Source organism: Luteimonas pelagia (genome assembly GCF_054776035.1).
Genome location: NZ_BAAHCG010000002.1, coordinates 103,229 through 117,653 on the forward strand (window position 1 = coordinate 103,229; position 14,425 = coordinate 117,653).

Annotated in this window: 15 protein-coding genes; 11 read left to right on the plus strand and 4 right to left on the minus strand. The window is 72.7% G+C overall.

All coding sequences use genetic code 11. The features are described 5' to 3' along the window. The first annotated feature begins 153 nt into the window (after positions 1-153). Positions 154-648 carry a chemotaxis protein CheW gene (locus ACYU7H_RS05515; protein WP_460813952.1) on the plus strand — a complete coding sequence of 165 codons (495 nt, stop codon included), beginning with the start codon at positions 154-156 and terminating at the stop codon, positions 646-648. Between the two features lie 15 nt (positions 649-663). Here the strand turns inward: ACYU7H_RS05515 and ACYU7H_RS05520 are convergent, their stop codons facing one another. Together ACYU7H_RS05520 and bioA are read right to left on the minus strand one after the other, a co-directional pair. Beyond that, positions 664-1,410: a 16S rRNA (uracil(1498)-N(3))-methyltransferase gene (locus ACYU7H_RS05520; protein WP_460813165.1), complete on the minus strand. Its 747-nt coding sequence runs from the start codon at positions 1,408-1,410 to the stop codon at positions 664-666. Beyond that, on the minus strand, positions 1,401-2,828 hold the full coding sequence (gene bioA / locus ACYU7H_RS05525; RefSeq protein WP_460813166.1) for an adenosylmethionine--8-amino-7-oxononanoate transaminase: 1,428 nt from the start codon (positions 2,826-2,828) through the stop codon (positions 1,401-1,403). Before bioA ends, ACYU7H_RS05520 begins: the two co-directional genes overlap by 10 nt. Positions 2,829-2,875: 47 nt before the next feature. Between bioA and nudE the strand changes: the two genes are divergently transcribed. From nudE to ACYU7H_RS05545, 4 genes are read left to right on the plus strand one after another with little or no spacing between them, the layout of a single operon-like run. Then, entirely contained in the window at positions 2,876-3,421 is a 546-nt protein-coding gene (nudE, locus tag ACYU7H_RS05530; RefSeq protein ID WP_460813167.1) for an ADP compounds hydrolase NudE, read from the plus strand. Beyond that, positions 3,418-4,269 (plus strand): 3'(2'),5'-bisphosphate nucleotidase CysQ, encoded by an 852-nt coding sequence (gene cysQ, locus ACYU7H_RS05535; protein WP_460813168.1) that lies wholly within the window; start codon positions 3,418-3,420, stop codon positions 4,267-4,269. The genes nudE and cysQ overlap by 4 nt, the downstream gene beginning before the upstream one ends. Then, positions 4,266-5,126 carry a nucleoside triphosphate pyrophosphohydrolase gene (gene mazG, locus ACYU7H_RS05540; protein ID WP_460813169.1) on the plus strand — a complete coding sequence of 287 codons (861 nt, stop codon included), beginning with the start codon at positions 4,266-4,268 and terminating at the stop codon, positions 5,124-5,126. The genes cysQ and mazG overlap by 4 nt, the downstream gene beginning before the upstream one ends. Positions 5,127-5,148: 22 nt before the next feature. Next, positions 5,149-5,454 carry an Mpo1-like protein gene (locus ACYU7H_RS05545; RefSeq protein ID WP_460813170.1) on the plus strand — a complete coding sequence of 102 codons (306 nt, stop codon included), beginning with the start codon at positions 5,149-5,151 and terminating at the stop codon, positions 5,452-5,454. A gap of 428 nt (positions 5,455-5,882) precedes the next feature. Here ACYU7H_RS05545 and ACYU7H_RS05550 read toward each other — a convergent pair whose 3' ends face one another. Together ACYU7H_RS05550 and ACYU7H_RS05555 are read right to left on the minus strand one after the other, a co-directional pair. Further along, on the minus strand, positions 5,883-8,372 hold the full coding sequence (locus tag ACYU7H_RS05550; RefSeq protein ID WP_460813171.1) for an ABC transporter permease: 2,490 nt from the start codon (positions 8,370-8,372) through the stop codon (positions 5,883-5,885). After that, positions 8,369-9,091 (minus strand): ABC transporter ATP-binding protein, encoded by a 723-nt coding sequence (locus ACYU7H_RS05555; RefSeq protein WP_460813953.1) that lies wholly within the window; start codon positions 9,089-9,091, stop codon positions 8,369-8,371. Before ACYU7H_RS05555 ends, ACYU7H_RS05550 begins: the two co-directional genes overlap by 4 nt. Here ACYU7H_RS05555 and ACYU7H_RS05560 point away from each other — a divergent pair. The 6 genes from ACYU7H_RS05560 (at position 9,090) to ACYU7H_RS05585 (ending at position 14,377) form a co-directional block, all read left to right on the plus strand. Beyond that, a complete protein-coding gene (locus ACYU7H_RS05560) occupies positions 9,090-9,740 on the plus strand; it encodes an arylesterase (protein ID WP_460813172.1) in 651 nt (216 codons plus the stop codon). The two genes, ACYU7H_RS05555 and ACYU7H_RS05560, sit on opposite strands and share 2 nt — an antisense overlap. 143 nt (positions 9,741-9,883) lie before the next feature. After that, a complete protein-coding gene (locus ACYU7H_RS05565; protein WP_460813173.1) occupies positions 9,884-10,600 on the plus strand; it encodes a response regulator transcription factor in 717 nt (238 codons plus the stop codon). A gap of 3 nt (positions 10,601-10,603) precedes the next feature. Then, complete coding sequence (locus ACYU7H_RS05570) at positions 10,604-11,884, plus strand: sensor histidine kinase (RefSeq protein WP_460813174.1); 1,281 nt, start codon at positions 10,604-10,606, stop codon at positions 11,882-11,884. A gap of 70 nt (positions 11,885-11,954) precedes the next feature. Further along, positions 11,955-12,995, plus strand: coding sequence for an isoaspartyl peptidase/L-asparaginase family protein (locus tag ACYU7H_RS05575; protein WP_460813175.1), 1,041 nt, complete (start codon positions 11,955-11,957; stop codon positions 12,993-12,995). A 227-nt stretch (positions 12,996-13,222) separates the two neighbouring features. Next, entirely contained in the window at positions 13,223-13,603 is a 381-nt protein-coding gene (locus ACYU7H_RS05580) for a diacylglycerol kinase (protein ID WP_460813176.1), read from the plus strand. Between the two features lie 33 nt (positions 13,604-13,636). Next, positions 13,637-14,377, plus strand: coding sequence for a TerC family protein (locus ACYU7H_RS05585; protein ID WP_460813177.1), 741 nt, complete (start codon positions 13,637-13,639; stop codon positions 14,375-14,377). Positions 14,378-14,425: the final 48 nt, after the last annotated feature.

Here is a 14,425-nt window from a genome sequence, read left to right on the forward strand (position 1 = left end):
GCGAAGGCGGGTCCCTCGACCGACGACGCGTCCATGGACACGGCGGTCGAAGCGGACGTGGCCGACGCCGTGGCATCCGCCGCCGCCGGCGGGCCGGACGATGACGCGTCGGCGGAAGCGCGGGAGGCAGCGGACGCCGGTCCAGCCGTCGAGATCCGCCGGACCGCCGCACCCGAGGCGCGGGCCGTCGACGCCGACATCCGCGGCGTCCTGATCCAGGTCGCGGGCGGGCGGCTCCTGCTTCCGAACGCGACGATCGCCGAAGTGCTCTCCTATGCGGACCCGGAGCCGGTCGCCGACGCGCCGGACTGGCTGCTCGGCCGCATCCGCTGGCGTGGCTGGCAGTTGCCATTGGTCGCCTTCTCGCGCCTGACCGGCACCGCGTCGGACGAACAGGGCGGCCTGGGCAGCAAGGTCCTGGTGGTCAAGGCGTTCGGCGGGAACGCGAAGCTTCCGTTCTTCGCCCTGCTCACGCAGGGGTTCCCCCGCCTGGTCACCGTGTCGCGCGAGGGCTTGGTGGAAGTCGACGGGGGCGAACTGCCCGACGGGGTGCATGCCGCGGTGCGGCTCAACGAGGACGAGGCGCTCCTGCCCGACATCGACCGGGTCGAGGCCCTCCTGGCGGACGCGCTCGCGAACGCGGCCTGAGCGCCGCGCGACCGGTCAGCCGAGGTCCCCCCAGCGCGCCTGGAGCGCCGCGAGCGCGGCGATCCCGGCGGTCTCCGTCCGCAGGATCCGCGGTCCGAGTCTCAGGCCTTCGAATCCGGCCGCGGCAAGGGCGTTCCGGTCACCCGGCGACCAGCCGCCTTCGGGACCGACCGCCAGGACCGCCGCGAGCGGCAGCTCGTCCTCCAGGCGCAGGTCGGGCAGCGCAAGCCGGGCATCGGGGTCGAGGAACAGCCGCCGGCCGTCGGAGGCCGAAAGTCCCGACAGGGCCTCGGCCAGCGGCCTGAGCGGCGCGACCTCCGGCACCCGCGCCCGTCCGCACTGTTCGCAGGCCGAGGCCAGCACGCCCTGCCAGTGCGCCACGCGACGCTGGCGCCGCGAGCCTTCCAGCTTCACCTCGCTGCGCTCGCTCTCCACCGGAAGGACGGCGGCGACCCCCAGTTCCGCGGCCTTCTGCAGGATCCAGTCCATCTTCTCCCCGCGCGCCACGCCCTGCAGCAGGGTCACGCGCAGCGGCGACTCCCGGCCCGCTTGCGTCCCGTCCTCCACGTCCACCAGCACTTCCTTCCTGCCGATGCTGGCCACGCGGCCCGGATAGTCCTGCCCGTCGCCGTTGAAGAGCACGCAGGCGTCGCCTTCCTTCAGCCGGAGCACGCGCACGAGGTGGCCGGCGGCCGCGTCCGGGAGTGGCACGCGCAGCCCGCCGGCGAGCGGGGTGTCGACGTGGATGCGGGTCAGGCGCATGCGGTGGCCTCGAGGATCGCCGCGCGGGTGGTGTCGGCCAGCAGGTCGAGCTGGGCGTCGTCGATGCAGTACGGCGGCATCCAGTACAGGATGTCGCCGAGCGGCCGGAGTACCACGCCCCGCGTGAGGGCCGCGCGGTAGGCGCGCAGGCCGGCGCGGAGCGACGGATCCAGCGGTGTGTCCCGGTTGCCGTCGCGGGCGAGTTCGATCGCTAGCACCATGCCCGCCTGGCGGACGTCGGCGACGTGGGAGAGTGCATTGAACGGCGCTGCCAACTCCGCCATGCGTGCCGCCGTCGCGTGATTGCGCGCCAGCACGTCGTCGGCCTCGAACACCCGCAACGACGCCAGGGCCGCCGCGCAGGCCAGCGGATTGCCCGTGTAGCTGTGCGAGTGCAGGAACGCGCGCTCGCGCGAGTCGTCCAGGAAACCGTCGTACAGCCGCTGCGTCGCGAGCACGGCCGCCAGCGGCAGGAAGCCGCCGGTCAGGCCCTTCGACAGGCACAGCAGGTCCGGCTGGATGCCCGGCGCGTCGCCCGCCCGGGCCGGCGGCGCCTGCTCGCAGGCGAACATCGTCCCGGTCCTGCCGAAGCCGACCGCGATCTCGTCGGCGATCAGGAACACGCCGTGCCGGTCGCACAGGTCGCGCGCGCGCCGCAGGTATAGCGGATGGTGCATGCGCATGCCGCCGGCGCACTGGATCCGCGGCTCCAGGATCATCGCGCAGACCTCGCCCGCGTGGCGCTCGAGCAGGGCCTCGAGCGCGTCGGCCGCGCGCACCGCGCAGTCCTCGGCGCTCTCGCCCGGGCCCGCCAGGTACGCATCGGGCGTGGGTGCGAACAATGATTCGAGCAGCAGCGGCGCGTACACCCGCCGGTACAGCGGCACGTCGCCGACCGCGAGCGCGCCCAGCGTCTCGCCGTGGTAGCCGTTGGCGAGAGACACGAACCGCGTGCGACGGTCCTCGCCACGGTTGCGGAACCAGTGGAACGCCATCTTCAGCGCGACTTCCACGCCGGCGGACCCGTTGTCGGCGTAGAACACCTTCGCCAGCGGCGCCCGGCCCGGCTCGCGGGGTGCGATGTCGAGCAGCGATTCGGCGAGCTCGACCGCGGGGGGGTGCGAGAAGCCGGCCAGGATCACCTGTTCGAGCGCCTGCGCCTGGCGGGCGATCGCGCCGGCGATCCTCGGCTCCGCGTGGCCGTGCAGGTTCGTCCACCAGCTCGACCCGGCGTCCAGCAGCCGGCGGCCGTCCTGGGCGACGAGCCAGGCGCCCTCCCCGTGCGAGACCGGGACGAGGGGCAGGGTGTCGGGGTGTTCCCGCATCTGCGTGCAGGGATGCCAGAGCACGGCGAGGTCGCGCCGCAGCCAGCGTTCGGCCTCCGCTATCATGGCGTCATCGTGAGCATGTCCTTCCATTCCGCGATTATCGCGCGTCGCGCCGTGCGCGCCGTCCGGGGCCCGGCGTGAGCCGCCGGCTTCCCGTGGTGCACGGGGTGACCGAACACGAGGCGGGTCCGTACCGGCTCGAGCGCGTGGACCTGGAGTTCGGGAATGGCGAGCGCCGCCGCTTCGAGCGCCTGCACAGCCGCGGGCACGGCGCGGTGGTCGTGGTGCCGCTGGTGGACGACGACACGGTCCTGCTCGTGCGCGAGTACGCCGCGGGCGTGCACCGCTACGAACTGGGCCTGGTGAAGGGGCGCATCGATGCCGGCGAGACACCGGAGCAGGCCGCCGACCGCGAACTGAAGGAAGAGGCCGGGTACGGCGCGCGATCGCTCGAGGTCGTGCGCCGGATCACGCTCAACCCCAGCTACATGAGCCACGAGACGGCGCTGGTCGTCGCGCGGGACCTCTACCCCGAGCGCCTGCCCGGCGACGAGCCGGAGGAACTCGAGGTCGTGCCCTGGAAGCTGGACGACCTGCACGCGCTCGCCCTGCGCGAGGATTTTTCCGAGGGCCGCAGCCTGGCGGCGCTCTTCGTCACACGGGAGTGGCTACGCAAGCGATGAACGGACCGGATGGACTGCGCGCGTCGTCGCGCGAACTGCGGGAGGGGGCGATCGCCATCGCCGCCGATGCGGCCGCGCGCATCCTCGCGGTGTACGACCGCGAGTTCGACGTCGAGCACAAGGACGATGCGTCGCCGCTGACGGAAGCCGACCTCGCCTCGCATCGCTGCATCGTCGAGGGGCTGCATGCGCTCAGCCCGGACATCCCGGTGCTGTCGGAGGAATCGTCCGATTCCGCGTTCGACGCGCGCCGCGGCTGGGACACCTACTGGCTGGTCGATCCGCTCGACGGTACGCGGGAGTTCGTCAAGCGCAACGGCGAGTTCACGGTCAACATCGCGCTCGTGGAAGGCGGCGTCGCCACGTTCGGCGTCGTGCGCGCACCGGTGACCGGGAAGACCTGGCACGGCGGCGCGACGCTGGGCGCGTTCCTGCGCGAGGCCGACGGCGACGAGCGGCCGATCCGCGTGAGGCAGCCGGCGGAGGCGCCGCTGCGGGTGGCGGCGAGCCGCTCGCACCGGGACGCGCGCACCAACGACTTCATCGGGCGCATGGGGCCGGTCGAGCCGTTCGCGGTCGGTTCGTCGCTGAAGTTCTGCGCGCTGGCAGACGGGCGCATCGACGTCTACCCGCGCTTCGGACCCACCAGCGAGTGGGACACCGCGGCGGCGCAGGCCGTGGTCGAGGGCGCGGGCGGCATCGTGGTCGACCTGTCCGGGCGACCGTTCCGCTACAACCAGCGCGACACGCTGCTCAACGGCGAATTCGTCGCCCTGGGCGACGCCGCCCTGCCGTGGCGCGCGTGGGTGGGCGACGCGGCCGCCGCCGGGGCCGGCGATCCCGCGTGAACCGCGACGCCGGCCAGGATCGCGATATCGGGGCGCTGCTGCGGATCATGGCGCGGCTGCGCGACCCGCAACGCGGGTGCCCTTGGGACGTCGGGCAGACGTTCGCGACGATCGCGCCGTACACGGTGGAGGAGGCCTACGAGGTCGCCGACGCCATCGACCGCAACGACCTGGGCGACCTGCGGGACGAACTCGGCGACCTGCTGCTGCAGGTCGTGTTCCACGCACGCATGGCGGAGGAGGCGGGCGCGTTCGACTTCGGCGACGTGGTCGCGTCGATCTGCGACAAGATGGTGCGGCGGCATCCGCACGTGTTCGCGGGCGCGAGCGTCGAGGACGCTGAGGCGCAGACGCGCGAGTGGGAGGCGCACAAGCGCGCCGAGCGCGAGGCCGCCGGTGACACCGACGCGTCGGCCCTGGCGGGCATCCCGCGCGGACTGCCCGAATGGCAGCGGGCGGTGAAACTGCAGAAGAAGGCGGCGCGCGTCGGTTTCGACTGGCCGGGCCCCGCGCCGGTCGTGGCCAAGCTGCACGAGGAGATCGGGGAGGTCATGGCCGAGTTCGATGCGGTCGCGGCCGCGCCGGGCGACGCGGCCGCGCGCGATGCGCTGGAGGCGGAGATCGGCGACCTGCTGTTCGTGTGCGCGAACCTGGCCCGGCACGCGAAGGTCGACGTGGGCACGGCGCTGCGCCGGGCGAACCTCAAGTTCGAGCGTCGCTTCCGTTCGATGGAAGCGCTGGCCGCCGCCGCCGGCGAGCCGCTTGCCGACCTGCCGCTGGACGCGCAGGATCGCTACTGGGACCGGGCCAAGGCCGCCGAGCGCGGGGCGCCCGGTGATGGTGGCGCGACCGCTTGACCGGTTCGACGGGAGACACGCGATGGCCGGGCCGTTCCGCAGTTTCCGCGAGTTCTATCCGTACTACCTCGGGGAGCATCGCAACCGGACGTGCCGGCGGCTGCATTTCGTCGGCAGTTGCGTGGCGCTCGCGTTCCTCGCGCTGGCGGTGGTCGACCGCAACGGGTGGTGGGTGCTGGCGGCGCTGCTGTCGGGCTATGCGTTCGCGTGGGTCGGGCATGTCTTCTTCGAGAAGAACCGGCCGGCGACCTTCAGCCATCCGTTCTATTCGTTCGCGGGCGACTGGGCGATGTTCCGGGACATCCTGACCGGTCGTATGCGGTTCTGAGCGCATGCGCTGCACTGCCACCCCCAGGCAGGACTGACCTGCGGGTTGATTCGCAGGCTGTCATGCCGGGTGGCCCATCCCAGCGCGGGACACGCCGTGAATACGTCCATGTAGGCTCGATGGCGACATCCATGTCGCCAACGGTCCCGCACCGGGAAACGCCACCCGACATGCCTGGAATCCTCTGGGCGCGCTGCCGGGATCGGCCACGAACGCGGTCCCGTGAAGGCGGGAACAGCGTTGTCGAGAACCCCACCGTAGGAGCGCCTCTACAGGCTCGATCGCCGGAGACCGCGGATGGGGGTGCACCTTCTGGAGCCTGCCGCAGTCGATCGCGGGCGCACGCGCTGCGACGGGAAAGGCGTCGCCAACCCCCACCGTAGGAGCATCGCGCTCCCTCAGGGCTTTGGTTCCATCCGCTGACGACTTCAGCTGGCGCGCAGCGCGTGCGCCGGCGGGACGCGGACGATGCGGCGGGTGCCCCACCAGCCGCCGACCAGCGCGACGAGGATGCCGCCGGCAGCGCCGGCGAGCAGGCCTGGCCAGGGCAGGGCGGGTGGGAGTTCGAAGACGCGGGTGGCGACGAGCCAGCCCGTGCCCGCGGCGCCGGCGAGGGCGAGCAGTGCCGCGACGCCGCCGAGCGCGGTGAATTCGACCAGCACCGCGGCGCGCAGCTGGGCGCGGCGGGCGCCGAGGGTGCGCAGGACCGCGGCTTCGTGGCGACGCTCGCCGGCGGTGGCCTGCAGCGCGGCGAGCAGGACGAGGACGCCGGCGGCGAGGCTGAATCCGAGGACGAGCTGGACGGCCTCGGCGACGCGGGCGATGACTTCGCGCACGCGTTCCAGCACGGCGTCGATGTCCAGCAGGGAGGCGTTCGGGTGGGCGCGGGTGATCGCGGCCAGGGCGCTCGCGCGCGCCTTCGGCAGGTGGAAGCTGGTGACCAGGCTGTAGGCCTCGGCGTTGCCGGCGAGGGCGGCGGGATTGAGCAGCACGAAGAAGTTGACGCGGAAGCTGTCCCAGTCCGCTTCGCGCAGGCTGGTGACTTCCGCGGTGTAGCGTTCGGCGCCGACTTCGAGCGTGATCGTGTCGCCGAGGCCCACGCCGTAGCGTTCGGCCCACTCCCGCTCCAGCGACACCTGCGGGCGCGTGTCGCCGGGTGTCCAGAACGTGCCTTCGACCAGGCGGTTGGCGGCCGGGAAGTCCTCGCGCCAGGTGAAGTTGATCGGCCGCTGCAGGCGGTCGGCGCGGTCGGGGTCGTCGAACTCGATGCGTTCCGGGTCGCGGCCGTTGATGGCCACCAGGCGACCGCTCGCGAAGGGTTCGAGGGTCACGTCCCGGACACCGATGTCACGCAGCATCCGCGTGACCGGTTCGCGCTGGTCCGGCTGGATGTTGAGCAGGAAGTAGTTCGGCGTGTCAGGTGGCAGTTGCGCCCGCCACTGCTGCAGCAGCGCGGGTCCGACCGCGGCGAGCAGCAGCAGCGCGCACAGCGAGAGCGACAGGCCGACGAGCTGGACGACGCTCAGCCCGCGGCGCCGCGCCAGCGAGGCCAGGCCGAGGCGCCACGCCCCGCGGAGCCGGCGTTGCAGACGCCGCAGTCCCGCGAGCAGGGCGTGGCCCGCCGCGGCAGCGACCAGCGCGAGCGCAGCAAGGCCGCCGAGCACGTAGCCGGCGAGCCGCAGGTCGCGGGTGGCCACCACTACCAGCGCGATCGCGGCGGCCAGGGCGACGCCGTAGACGAGCAGGGGTAGCGCGGGCTGGCGGCCGAGGTTGCGGTTGAGCACCCGCACCGGGGGCACGCCGCGCAGGCGCAACAGTGGCGGGAGCCCGAAGCCGAACAGCAGCAGGGCCCCGATGCCGACGCCCGCGAGTGCCGGCGTCGCCTGCGGCAGGGGCAGGCGCTCGGGCAGCAGCGTGCCGAGCGCGGCGACCAGGGCTTCCTGCGCGACGAGCCCCAGGGCCAGGCCCATCACCGCGGCGGGAATGGCCAGCAGCACGAGCTGCACGGCCAGTGCCCCCAGGACGCGCGACTGTCGCGCGCCGAGGCAACGCAGGATCGCGACGGTGTCCACGCGGGTCAGCGCGAACCGGTTCGCCGCCAGCGCCGTCGCCACGCCCGCCAGCAGCACCGCCAGCAACGCGGCGAGCGCGAGGAACCGCTCGGCCCGGTCGAAGGCGCGGCGGAGCTGCTGTTCCGCATCCTCGATCGACACCAGGCGGAATCCGTCCAGTCGTGGCTGCAGCCAGTCGCGCATCGCGGCGACCTCGCCGGGCGGGCCGGCGAACATCAGCCGGTACGACACGCGGCTGCCGGGGGCGAGGAGGCCGGCGGCCTCCACGTCCGCGAGGTTCACCAACAGGCGGGGCGCGAGTTGCACGAGGCCGCCGCCGGCGTCCGGCTCGGCATGCAGGCGGCGCGCGATCCGCAGCATGCCGTCGCCGAATTCGACCGCGTCGCCCGGGCGCAGTCCGAGCGCGTCGAGCAACCGCGCATCCGCGTAAGCCTCGCCCGGCGCGGGCGCGCTGGACGCTTCGGGCGCGAGCCCGGCGAGGTCCCGCGTGGTCTCGAGCACGCCACGCAGGGGATAGCCGCCGTCGACCGCCTTGATCTCGGCCAGTTCGCTGCGCTCGCCGGCGAACAGCACGCTCGGGAACGAGACGATCCGCGCGGTGGCCAGGCCGCGAAGGGCCGCCTCCGCGGCGAAGGCGTCGGGGGGCGCCTGGCGCCCCGCCACCCCGAGGTCGCCGCCGATGAGTTCCGCGCCGTTGCGCGCCAGCGCGAGGTTCACCCGGTTGACCAGCGTGCCCACCGCGGTCATCACCGCGACGCCGAGCACCAGCGCCGCCGCCACGGTCAGCAGGTCGCCGCCGCGCAGCTCGCGGCGCAGCGCGCGCCACGCGAACGGCAGCAGCCTCATGCGGGGACGTCCGCGCGGTCGTCCTCGACCAGGCGGCCACCGTCCAGCCGCAGGACCCGTGCGCAACGGCGCGCCAGCCCGAGGTCGTGCGTGACCAGCACCAGCGTCGTTCCGTGCTCGCGGTTGAGCTGGAAGAGCAGGTCGCCGACCTGGCGCCCCGTGGCCTGGTCGAGGTTGCCCGTGGGCTCGTCCGCGAACAGGATCGCCGGCCGGGTGACGAACGCGCGCGCGATCGCCACGCGCTGCTGCTCGCCGCCCGACATCTGCCGCGGTGCGTGGTGCCGGCGTGCCGACAGGCCGACCAGCGCGAGCACCGCGTCGACCCGGGCCCGGTCCTCGGCCCCGCCGCCCCCGCCCGCGAGCTCGAGCGGCAGCGCGACGTTCTCCTCGGCGGTCAACGCGGGCAACAGGTGGAAGCTCTGGAACACGAAGCCGACCTGGCCGGCGCGCAGCGCCGCGCGCGCTTCCTCGTCGAGCGTGGACAGGCGGTGGCCCGCCAGCGACACCTCGCCGCGGGTCGGCAGGTCCAGGCCGGCGAGCAGGCCGAGGAGGGTCGTCTTCCCGGATCCCGAAGCGCCCACGATCGCGACCGACTCGCCCGGGTTCACCGCCAGTTCGACGCCGTCCAGTATCGTGATCGTCCCGTCCGGCCCCGCCACGGACTTGCCCACGCCGGTGCATTGGATGGCCGGTTCCACCACCGACCCGTCGATGCCCATGCCCGCCGCGCCCCGCGCCACGCTCGCCTCGTCCATCCAGGTCCTCGTCGTCTGGCTGCTGCTGTCGTTTCCCGCGGCTGCAGGACCGCTGCTCGTGCTCGGCGACAGCCTGAGCGCCGAACATAACCTGCCGCGCGGGTCGGGCTGGGTGGCCCTGCTCGAGGATCGCCTGCGTGGCGAGCTCGACCAACCGCCGGAAGTCGTGAATGCCAGCATCAGCGGCGAGACCAGCGCCGGGGCGCTGCGCCGGCTGCCGTCGCTGCTCGCGGCGCACGCGCCGTCGGTGGTGATCGTCGAACTCGGCGGCAACGATGGCCTCCGCGGCCTGCCGCCGGCGCAGTTGCGCGGGAACCTGGCCCGGATCATCGCCCTGTCCGAGGACGCCGGCGCCAGGGTCCTGCTGCTGGGCATCGACCTGCCGCCCAACTACGGCGGCGCCTACCGCCGGCGGTTCACCGCCGTCTACCGCGACCTGGCGGACACGGAGTCCGTGGCGCTCGTCCCGTTCCTGCTGGACGGCGTGGCCCTGGAACCCGGGCTGATGCAGCCCGACGGCGTGCATCCCACGGCGAAGGCCCAGCCCCGCCTGCTGCGCAACGTGTGGCCCGCACTGCGTCCCCTCCTGACGTCCCGGCGCGCGACACGCTGAATCGCGCCTGACCCCTTCGCCCCGCGCGCGACCCCCTTCACGGCCCCTGCACCCCGGCCCCTGCAGCCTTTCACAAAGCTGAAGGTCCGGACAGCGTCGTGAAGCCGGCCTTCCTCGCATTCACATCGGAAGCAGGAGCCAACATGCGCAGCGCACAGGAACCGGCGGGGCTGGTGCTCATCGTGGAAGACAACCGCAACATCTCGGAGATGGTCGGCGAGTACCTGGAAGGCCGGGGATTCGAGGTCGATTTCGCCTCGGACGGCCTGGACGGCTACCGGCTGGCGGCCGAAAACAGCTATGACGTCATCGTCCTGGACCTGATGCTGCCCCGGCTGGACGGCATCGAGGTCTGCAAGCGCCTCCGCGAGGAGGCCCGCAAGTCGACCCCGGTGCTGATGCTGACCGCCCGCGACACCCTCGACGAGAAGCTCACCGGCCTGTCGGCCGGCGCCGACGACTACCTCACCAAGCCCTTCGCCATCCAGGAGCTGGAGGCGCGCCTGCGCGCGCTGATCCGCCGCGAGCGCCGCCAGGTGGGGGCGGAGGTGCTGAAGGTCGCCGACCTGGTGCTCGACCCGGCCTCGCTGCGCGTCACCCGTGGCGGGACCGAACTCCAGCTGTCGCCGATCGGCCTGAAGCTGCTGACGATCCTGATGCGCGAATCGCCGCGCGTGGTCAGCCGGCAGGAGATCGAGCGCGAGATCTGGGGCAACAGCCTGCCGGACTCGGACACCCTGCGCAGCCATCTGTACAACCTGCGCAAGACCATCGACAAGCCATTCGACAAGCCGCTGCTGCACACGGTGCAGAGTGCCGGCTACCGCATCGCGGACATCGAACAGCCCCCGGCCGGCTGATCCATGACCGAGGCACTCCCGCGACGGATCAAGGTCGCGTTCCTGCTGCAGGTGGCGATCGCGAGCATCGTGATCGTCGCCGGTGCGCTGATGCTCGGCTCGGTGGTGACCGAACGCCTCGTCCTCCAGGCCCTGGAGGACGAGGCGGCGTATTTCTGGGACCAGCGCGCCGCGGATCCGGCCCATCCGCCCCCGCGCTCGCTCGCGTTCCGCGGCTACTTCGTGGCGCCGGGGGGCTCGGCGGCCATGCTGCCGGCCGTGTACCGGACGCTCGGCCCGGGCCTGCACCTGCTCGAACCGCAGGACCAGTACGTCTTCGTGGACGAACGCCGCGAAGGACGCTTCTACCTGTCCTACCCGCGCAACCGCATCCAGTGGATGGCCGCGATGCTGCTGCTCGGGCCCATGCTGCTCGCGCTGCTCGCGGTGGTGCTGAGCGCATGGCTCACGTACCGGATGGCCAAGCGGCTGCTGGCGCCGGTCGGCTGGCTCGCCGGCGAGGTGCGCCACTGGGACCCCCGGAACCCCGACCTGGCGAGCCTCGCCGCGGACCGGTTGCCCGAGGATGCGGACATCGAGACACGGCACCTCGCCGGCGCGCTCCACGCGATGGGCGAGCGCGTCCGGGCCTTCGTGGCGCGCGAGCGCGACTTCACCCGGGATGCGAGCCACGAACTCCGTACCCCACTGACCGTCATCCGCGTCGCCAGCGACCTGCTGATCGGCGATCCCGACCTGCCGGAGCGCGCGCAGCGCTCGCTGCAGCGGATCCAGCGTGCGGGACATGACATGGAGCAGGTGATCGACGCGTTCCTGATCCTGGCGCGCGAGGCGGACATCGGCCAGCAGGCGGAGGACTTCCGCGCGCGGGACGTCGTGATGGAGGAGGTCGAGAAGCTCCGGGCCTCGGGAGAATTCCGCGCCAAGTCCGATCGCGTCGCCCTGGACGTCACGGGCGACGCGGGACCGACGCTCCATGCCCCGCCGCGCGTGCTGGGGGTGATGCTCGGCAACCTGCTCGCGAACGCGTGGAGCTTCACCGACGAGGGGCGGGTCGAGGTCGCTGTCGGACGCGACCGCATCGAGGTGCGCGATTCGGGCATCGGCATGGCCGCCGACAAGATCGAGCGCATCTTCGATCCCTTCTACCGGGTCGACCCGGATGCCGGCGGCAAGGGCATGGGCCTGTCGATCGTGCGGCGGCTCGGGGAGCGCTTCGGCTGGCCGGTGTCGATCGAGAGCACCCCCGGGCAAGGCACCGTCGCGACCATCCGCCTCGCCTGACCGGCGGGCGGGTCGCGTGCGATGCCGGCCCTGACTAAGCTTCGAGGCCACCCGTCGATTGGATGCCACGATGCGCCGACTCGCCGCCTGCCTGCTCGTCCTGTCCGCCGTCATGCCTGCCGCCATGTCCGCCGCCGCCACGCCTGCCGCCACTGCGCCCGCTGGAGCCACGCCCCGTACCGCGCTGGTGATCCACGGCGGCGCCGGCGTCATCGAGCGCGAGGCGCTCGGCGCGGACGAGGAGCGGGCGGTGCGCGCGGACCTGGCACGGGCCCTGGACGCGGGGCATGCGGTGCTGGCGTCGGGTGGCACCGCGATGGACGCCGTCGAGGCCGCGATCGTCGTGCTGGAGGATTCGCCGCGCTTCAACGCCGGGCGCGGCGCGGTGTACGCCGCCGACGGCGGCCACCAGCTCGACGCCTCGGTCATGGAGGGACACACGCAGCGCGCGGGCGCCGTCGCCGGCGTCACCACCATCCGCCATCCGGTGCGCCTGGCGCGCGCGGTGATGGCCCACAGCCCGCACGTGATGCTCGCCGGCGCCGGCGCCGAGGCGTTCGCCGATACGCGCCAGGACATCGAGCGGGTCCCCAACGACTGGTTCGACACGCCGCGCCGCCTCGAGCAACTGCGACAGGCACAGGCGCGGGAACAGGGCACGGCGGGCGCGCCGACCGGTGGTGCCGCGTACTACGGCACGGTCGGCGCCGTCGCGCTCGATTCGCACGGCCACATCGCCGCGGCGACGTCCACCGGTGGCATGACCAACAAGAAGTGGAACCGCATCGGCGACTCGCCGGTCATCGGCGCGGGCACCTGGGCGGACGCGCGCTGCGGCGTGTCCGGCACCGGCTGGGGCGAGTACTACATCCGGGCCGCGGTGGCGCACGACATCTGCGCCCGGGTCGCCTACCGTGGCGACACCCTGCAGGCGGCAGCCGAGGCGGTCGTGAACGGCGTGGTCCCGTCGCTCGGCGGCGACGGCGGCGCGATCGCGCTCGATGCCGACGGCAACATCGCCATGCCCTTCAACACGCCCGGGATGTACCGCGCGTGGATCGGGCCGGACGGCCGGCGCGGCACCGCGATCTTCCGGGACGACGGGACCTGAACCGACCATCCGCCCACGTACGGTCGACGACCGGCCAGGCACGGCCGGGCCGCCGGTCTGTGGCAAAATGGCGCGCTTTCCGGGCCGCTTCGGCGGCCCGGCGCGCGCCACCCTTCCGGCCATCCGAGTCCGAGCCTCCCGCCGCATGCACGCGCCGCCCCGTCCCGTCCAGACGCCCGCCCGAGTGGCCGCCGTCATCGTCCCGCCGTCGGTGTGTTGAGGCCCGGATGGCGGACGAGACCGGGCACCTGCCGCGCCGGCCGGCGCGGATCCTGAAGGCGACGCGCTGGTCGCTCCAGGGCCTGCGTGCGGCTTGGCTGCACGAATCCTCCTTCCGGCTGGAGGTGTACCTGCTCGCGGTCATGGGCCCGCTCGCGGTGTGGCTCGGCGCCGACGGCGTGGAGCGCGCGCTGCTGCTGGGCAGTTGCCTCGGCGTCCTCGCCGTGGAACTGCTGAACTCGTCGATCGAGGCGGTGATCGAGCGTTACGGCGCCGAGTTCCACGAGCTCTCGGGGCGCGCCAAGGACATGGGATCGGCCGCGGTGTTCGTGGCGATGCTCAACGTGCTGCTGACCTGGGGGCTGGTGCTCGGCCCCCGCTACCTGTAACAGCGCCGGCGACGGCGGGGGACGGACGATTCGATGGGAATGGAGATGCTGACCGACCCGCAGGTGTGGATCCTGCTGGTCACGCTGAGTTCGATCGAGATCGTCCTCGGCATCGACAACCTGGTGTTCATCTCGATCGCCGTCAGCAAGCTGCCGCACGCGCAGCGCGAGAAGGCGCGGAAGTTCGGCATCGCGGTGGCGTGCATCACGCGCATCGCCCTGCTGCTGACGCTGGCCTGGCTGGCGGGACTGACGGCGGACCTGTTCTCGCTGTTCGGCCAGGGCATCTCCGTCCGCGACCTGGTGCTCATCCTCGGCGGCGTGTTCCTCGTGGTGAAGGGCGCGATGGAGATCCGCGACCTGATCGCCGGCGAGGAGGAAGCGGAGGACATCGACACCAAGCCCATGGCGTCCTTCGGCATGGTGATCGCGCAGATCGCGGTGATCGACATCGTGTTCTCGCTCGACTCGGTCATCGCCGCGGTCGGCATGGCGGGCGACTACGTGCCCGTCATGGTCGTCGCCATCCTGATGGCGGTGGGTGTCATGCTGCTGGCCGCGCGCCCGCTGGGCCAGTTCATCGACCGCAACCCGACCATCAAGATGCTGGCGCTGGCCTTCATCGTGCTCATCGGCCTGTACCTGGTGGTCGAGGGCTTCGACCTGCACATCCCGAAGGGCTACATCTACGGGGCGATGGGCTTCTCCGCACTGGTGGAGGTGCTGAACCTGCTCGCCAAGCGCCGCGCGCGCCTGCACCGCCAGCCGGAGTAGCTCGCACTGCGGCGCGGGTCGGGCACAATGCCGGGCGTCGCCCCGCAC

Excerpts from the sequence above, each read along its gene's own strand:
- ACYU7H_RS05555 (WP_460813953.1), bottom strand. The coding sequence starts at position 9,091 with ATGGGCATCGACGGGTCGGTGGTGGAACCGGCCATCCAATGCACCGGC.
- ACYU7H_RS05520 (WP_460813165.1), bottom strand. The coding sequence starts at position 1,410 with ATGCGCCTGACCCGCATCCACGTCGACACCCCGCTCGCCGGCGGGCTG.
- cysQ (WP_460813168.1), top strand. The coding sequence starts at position 3,418 with ATGAACGGACCGGATGGACTGCGCGCGTCGTCGCGCGAACTGCGGGAG.
- ACYU7H_RS05575 (WP_460813175.1), top strand. The coding sequence starts at position 11,955 with ATGCGCCGACTCGCCGCCTGCCTGCTCGTCCTGTCCGCCGTCATGCCT.
- ACYU7H_RS05580 (WP_460813176.1), top strand. The coding sequence starts at position 13,223 with ATGGCGGACGAGACCGGGCACCTGCCGCGCCGGCCGGCGCGGATCCTG.
- ACYU7H_RS05570 (WP_460813174.1), top strand. The coding sequence starts at position 10,604 with ATGACCGAGGCACTCCCGCGACGGATCAAGGTCGCGTTCCTGCTGCAG.
- bioA (WP_460813166.1), bottom strand. The coding sequence starts at position 2,828 with ATGGAAGGACATGCTCACGATGACGCCATGATAGCGGAGGCCGAACGC.
- ACYU7H_RS05550 (WP_460813171.1), bottom strand. The coding sequence starts at position 8,372 with ATGAGGCTGCTGCCGTTCGCGTGGCGCGCGCTGCGCCGCGAGCTGCGC.
- ACYU7H_RS05585 (WP_460813177.1), top strand. The coding sequence starts at position 13,637 with ATGGGAATGGAGATGCTGACCGACCCGCAGGTGTGGATCCTGCTGGTC.
- ACYU7H_RS05565 (WP_460813173.1), top strand. The coding sequence starts at position 9,884 with ATGCGCAGCGCACAGGAACCGGCGGGGCTGGTGCTCATCGTGGAAGAC.
- ACYU7H_RS05545 (WP_460813170.1), top strand. The coding sequence starts at position 5,149 with ATGGCCGGGCCGTTCCGCAGTTTCCGCGAGTTCTATCCGTACTACCTC.
- ACYU7H_RS05560 (WP_460813172.1), top strand. The coding sequence starts at position 9,090 with ATGCCCGCCGCGCCCCGCGCCACGCTCGCCTCGTCCATCCAGGTCCTC.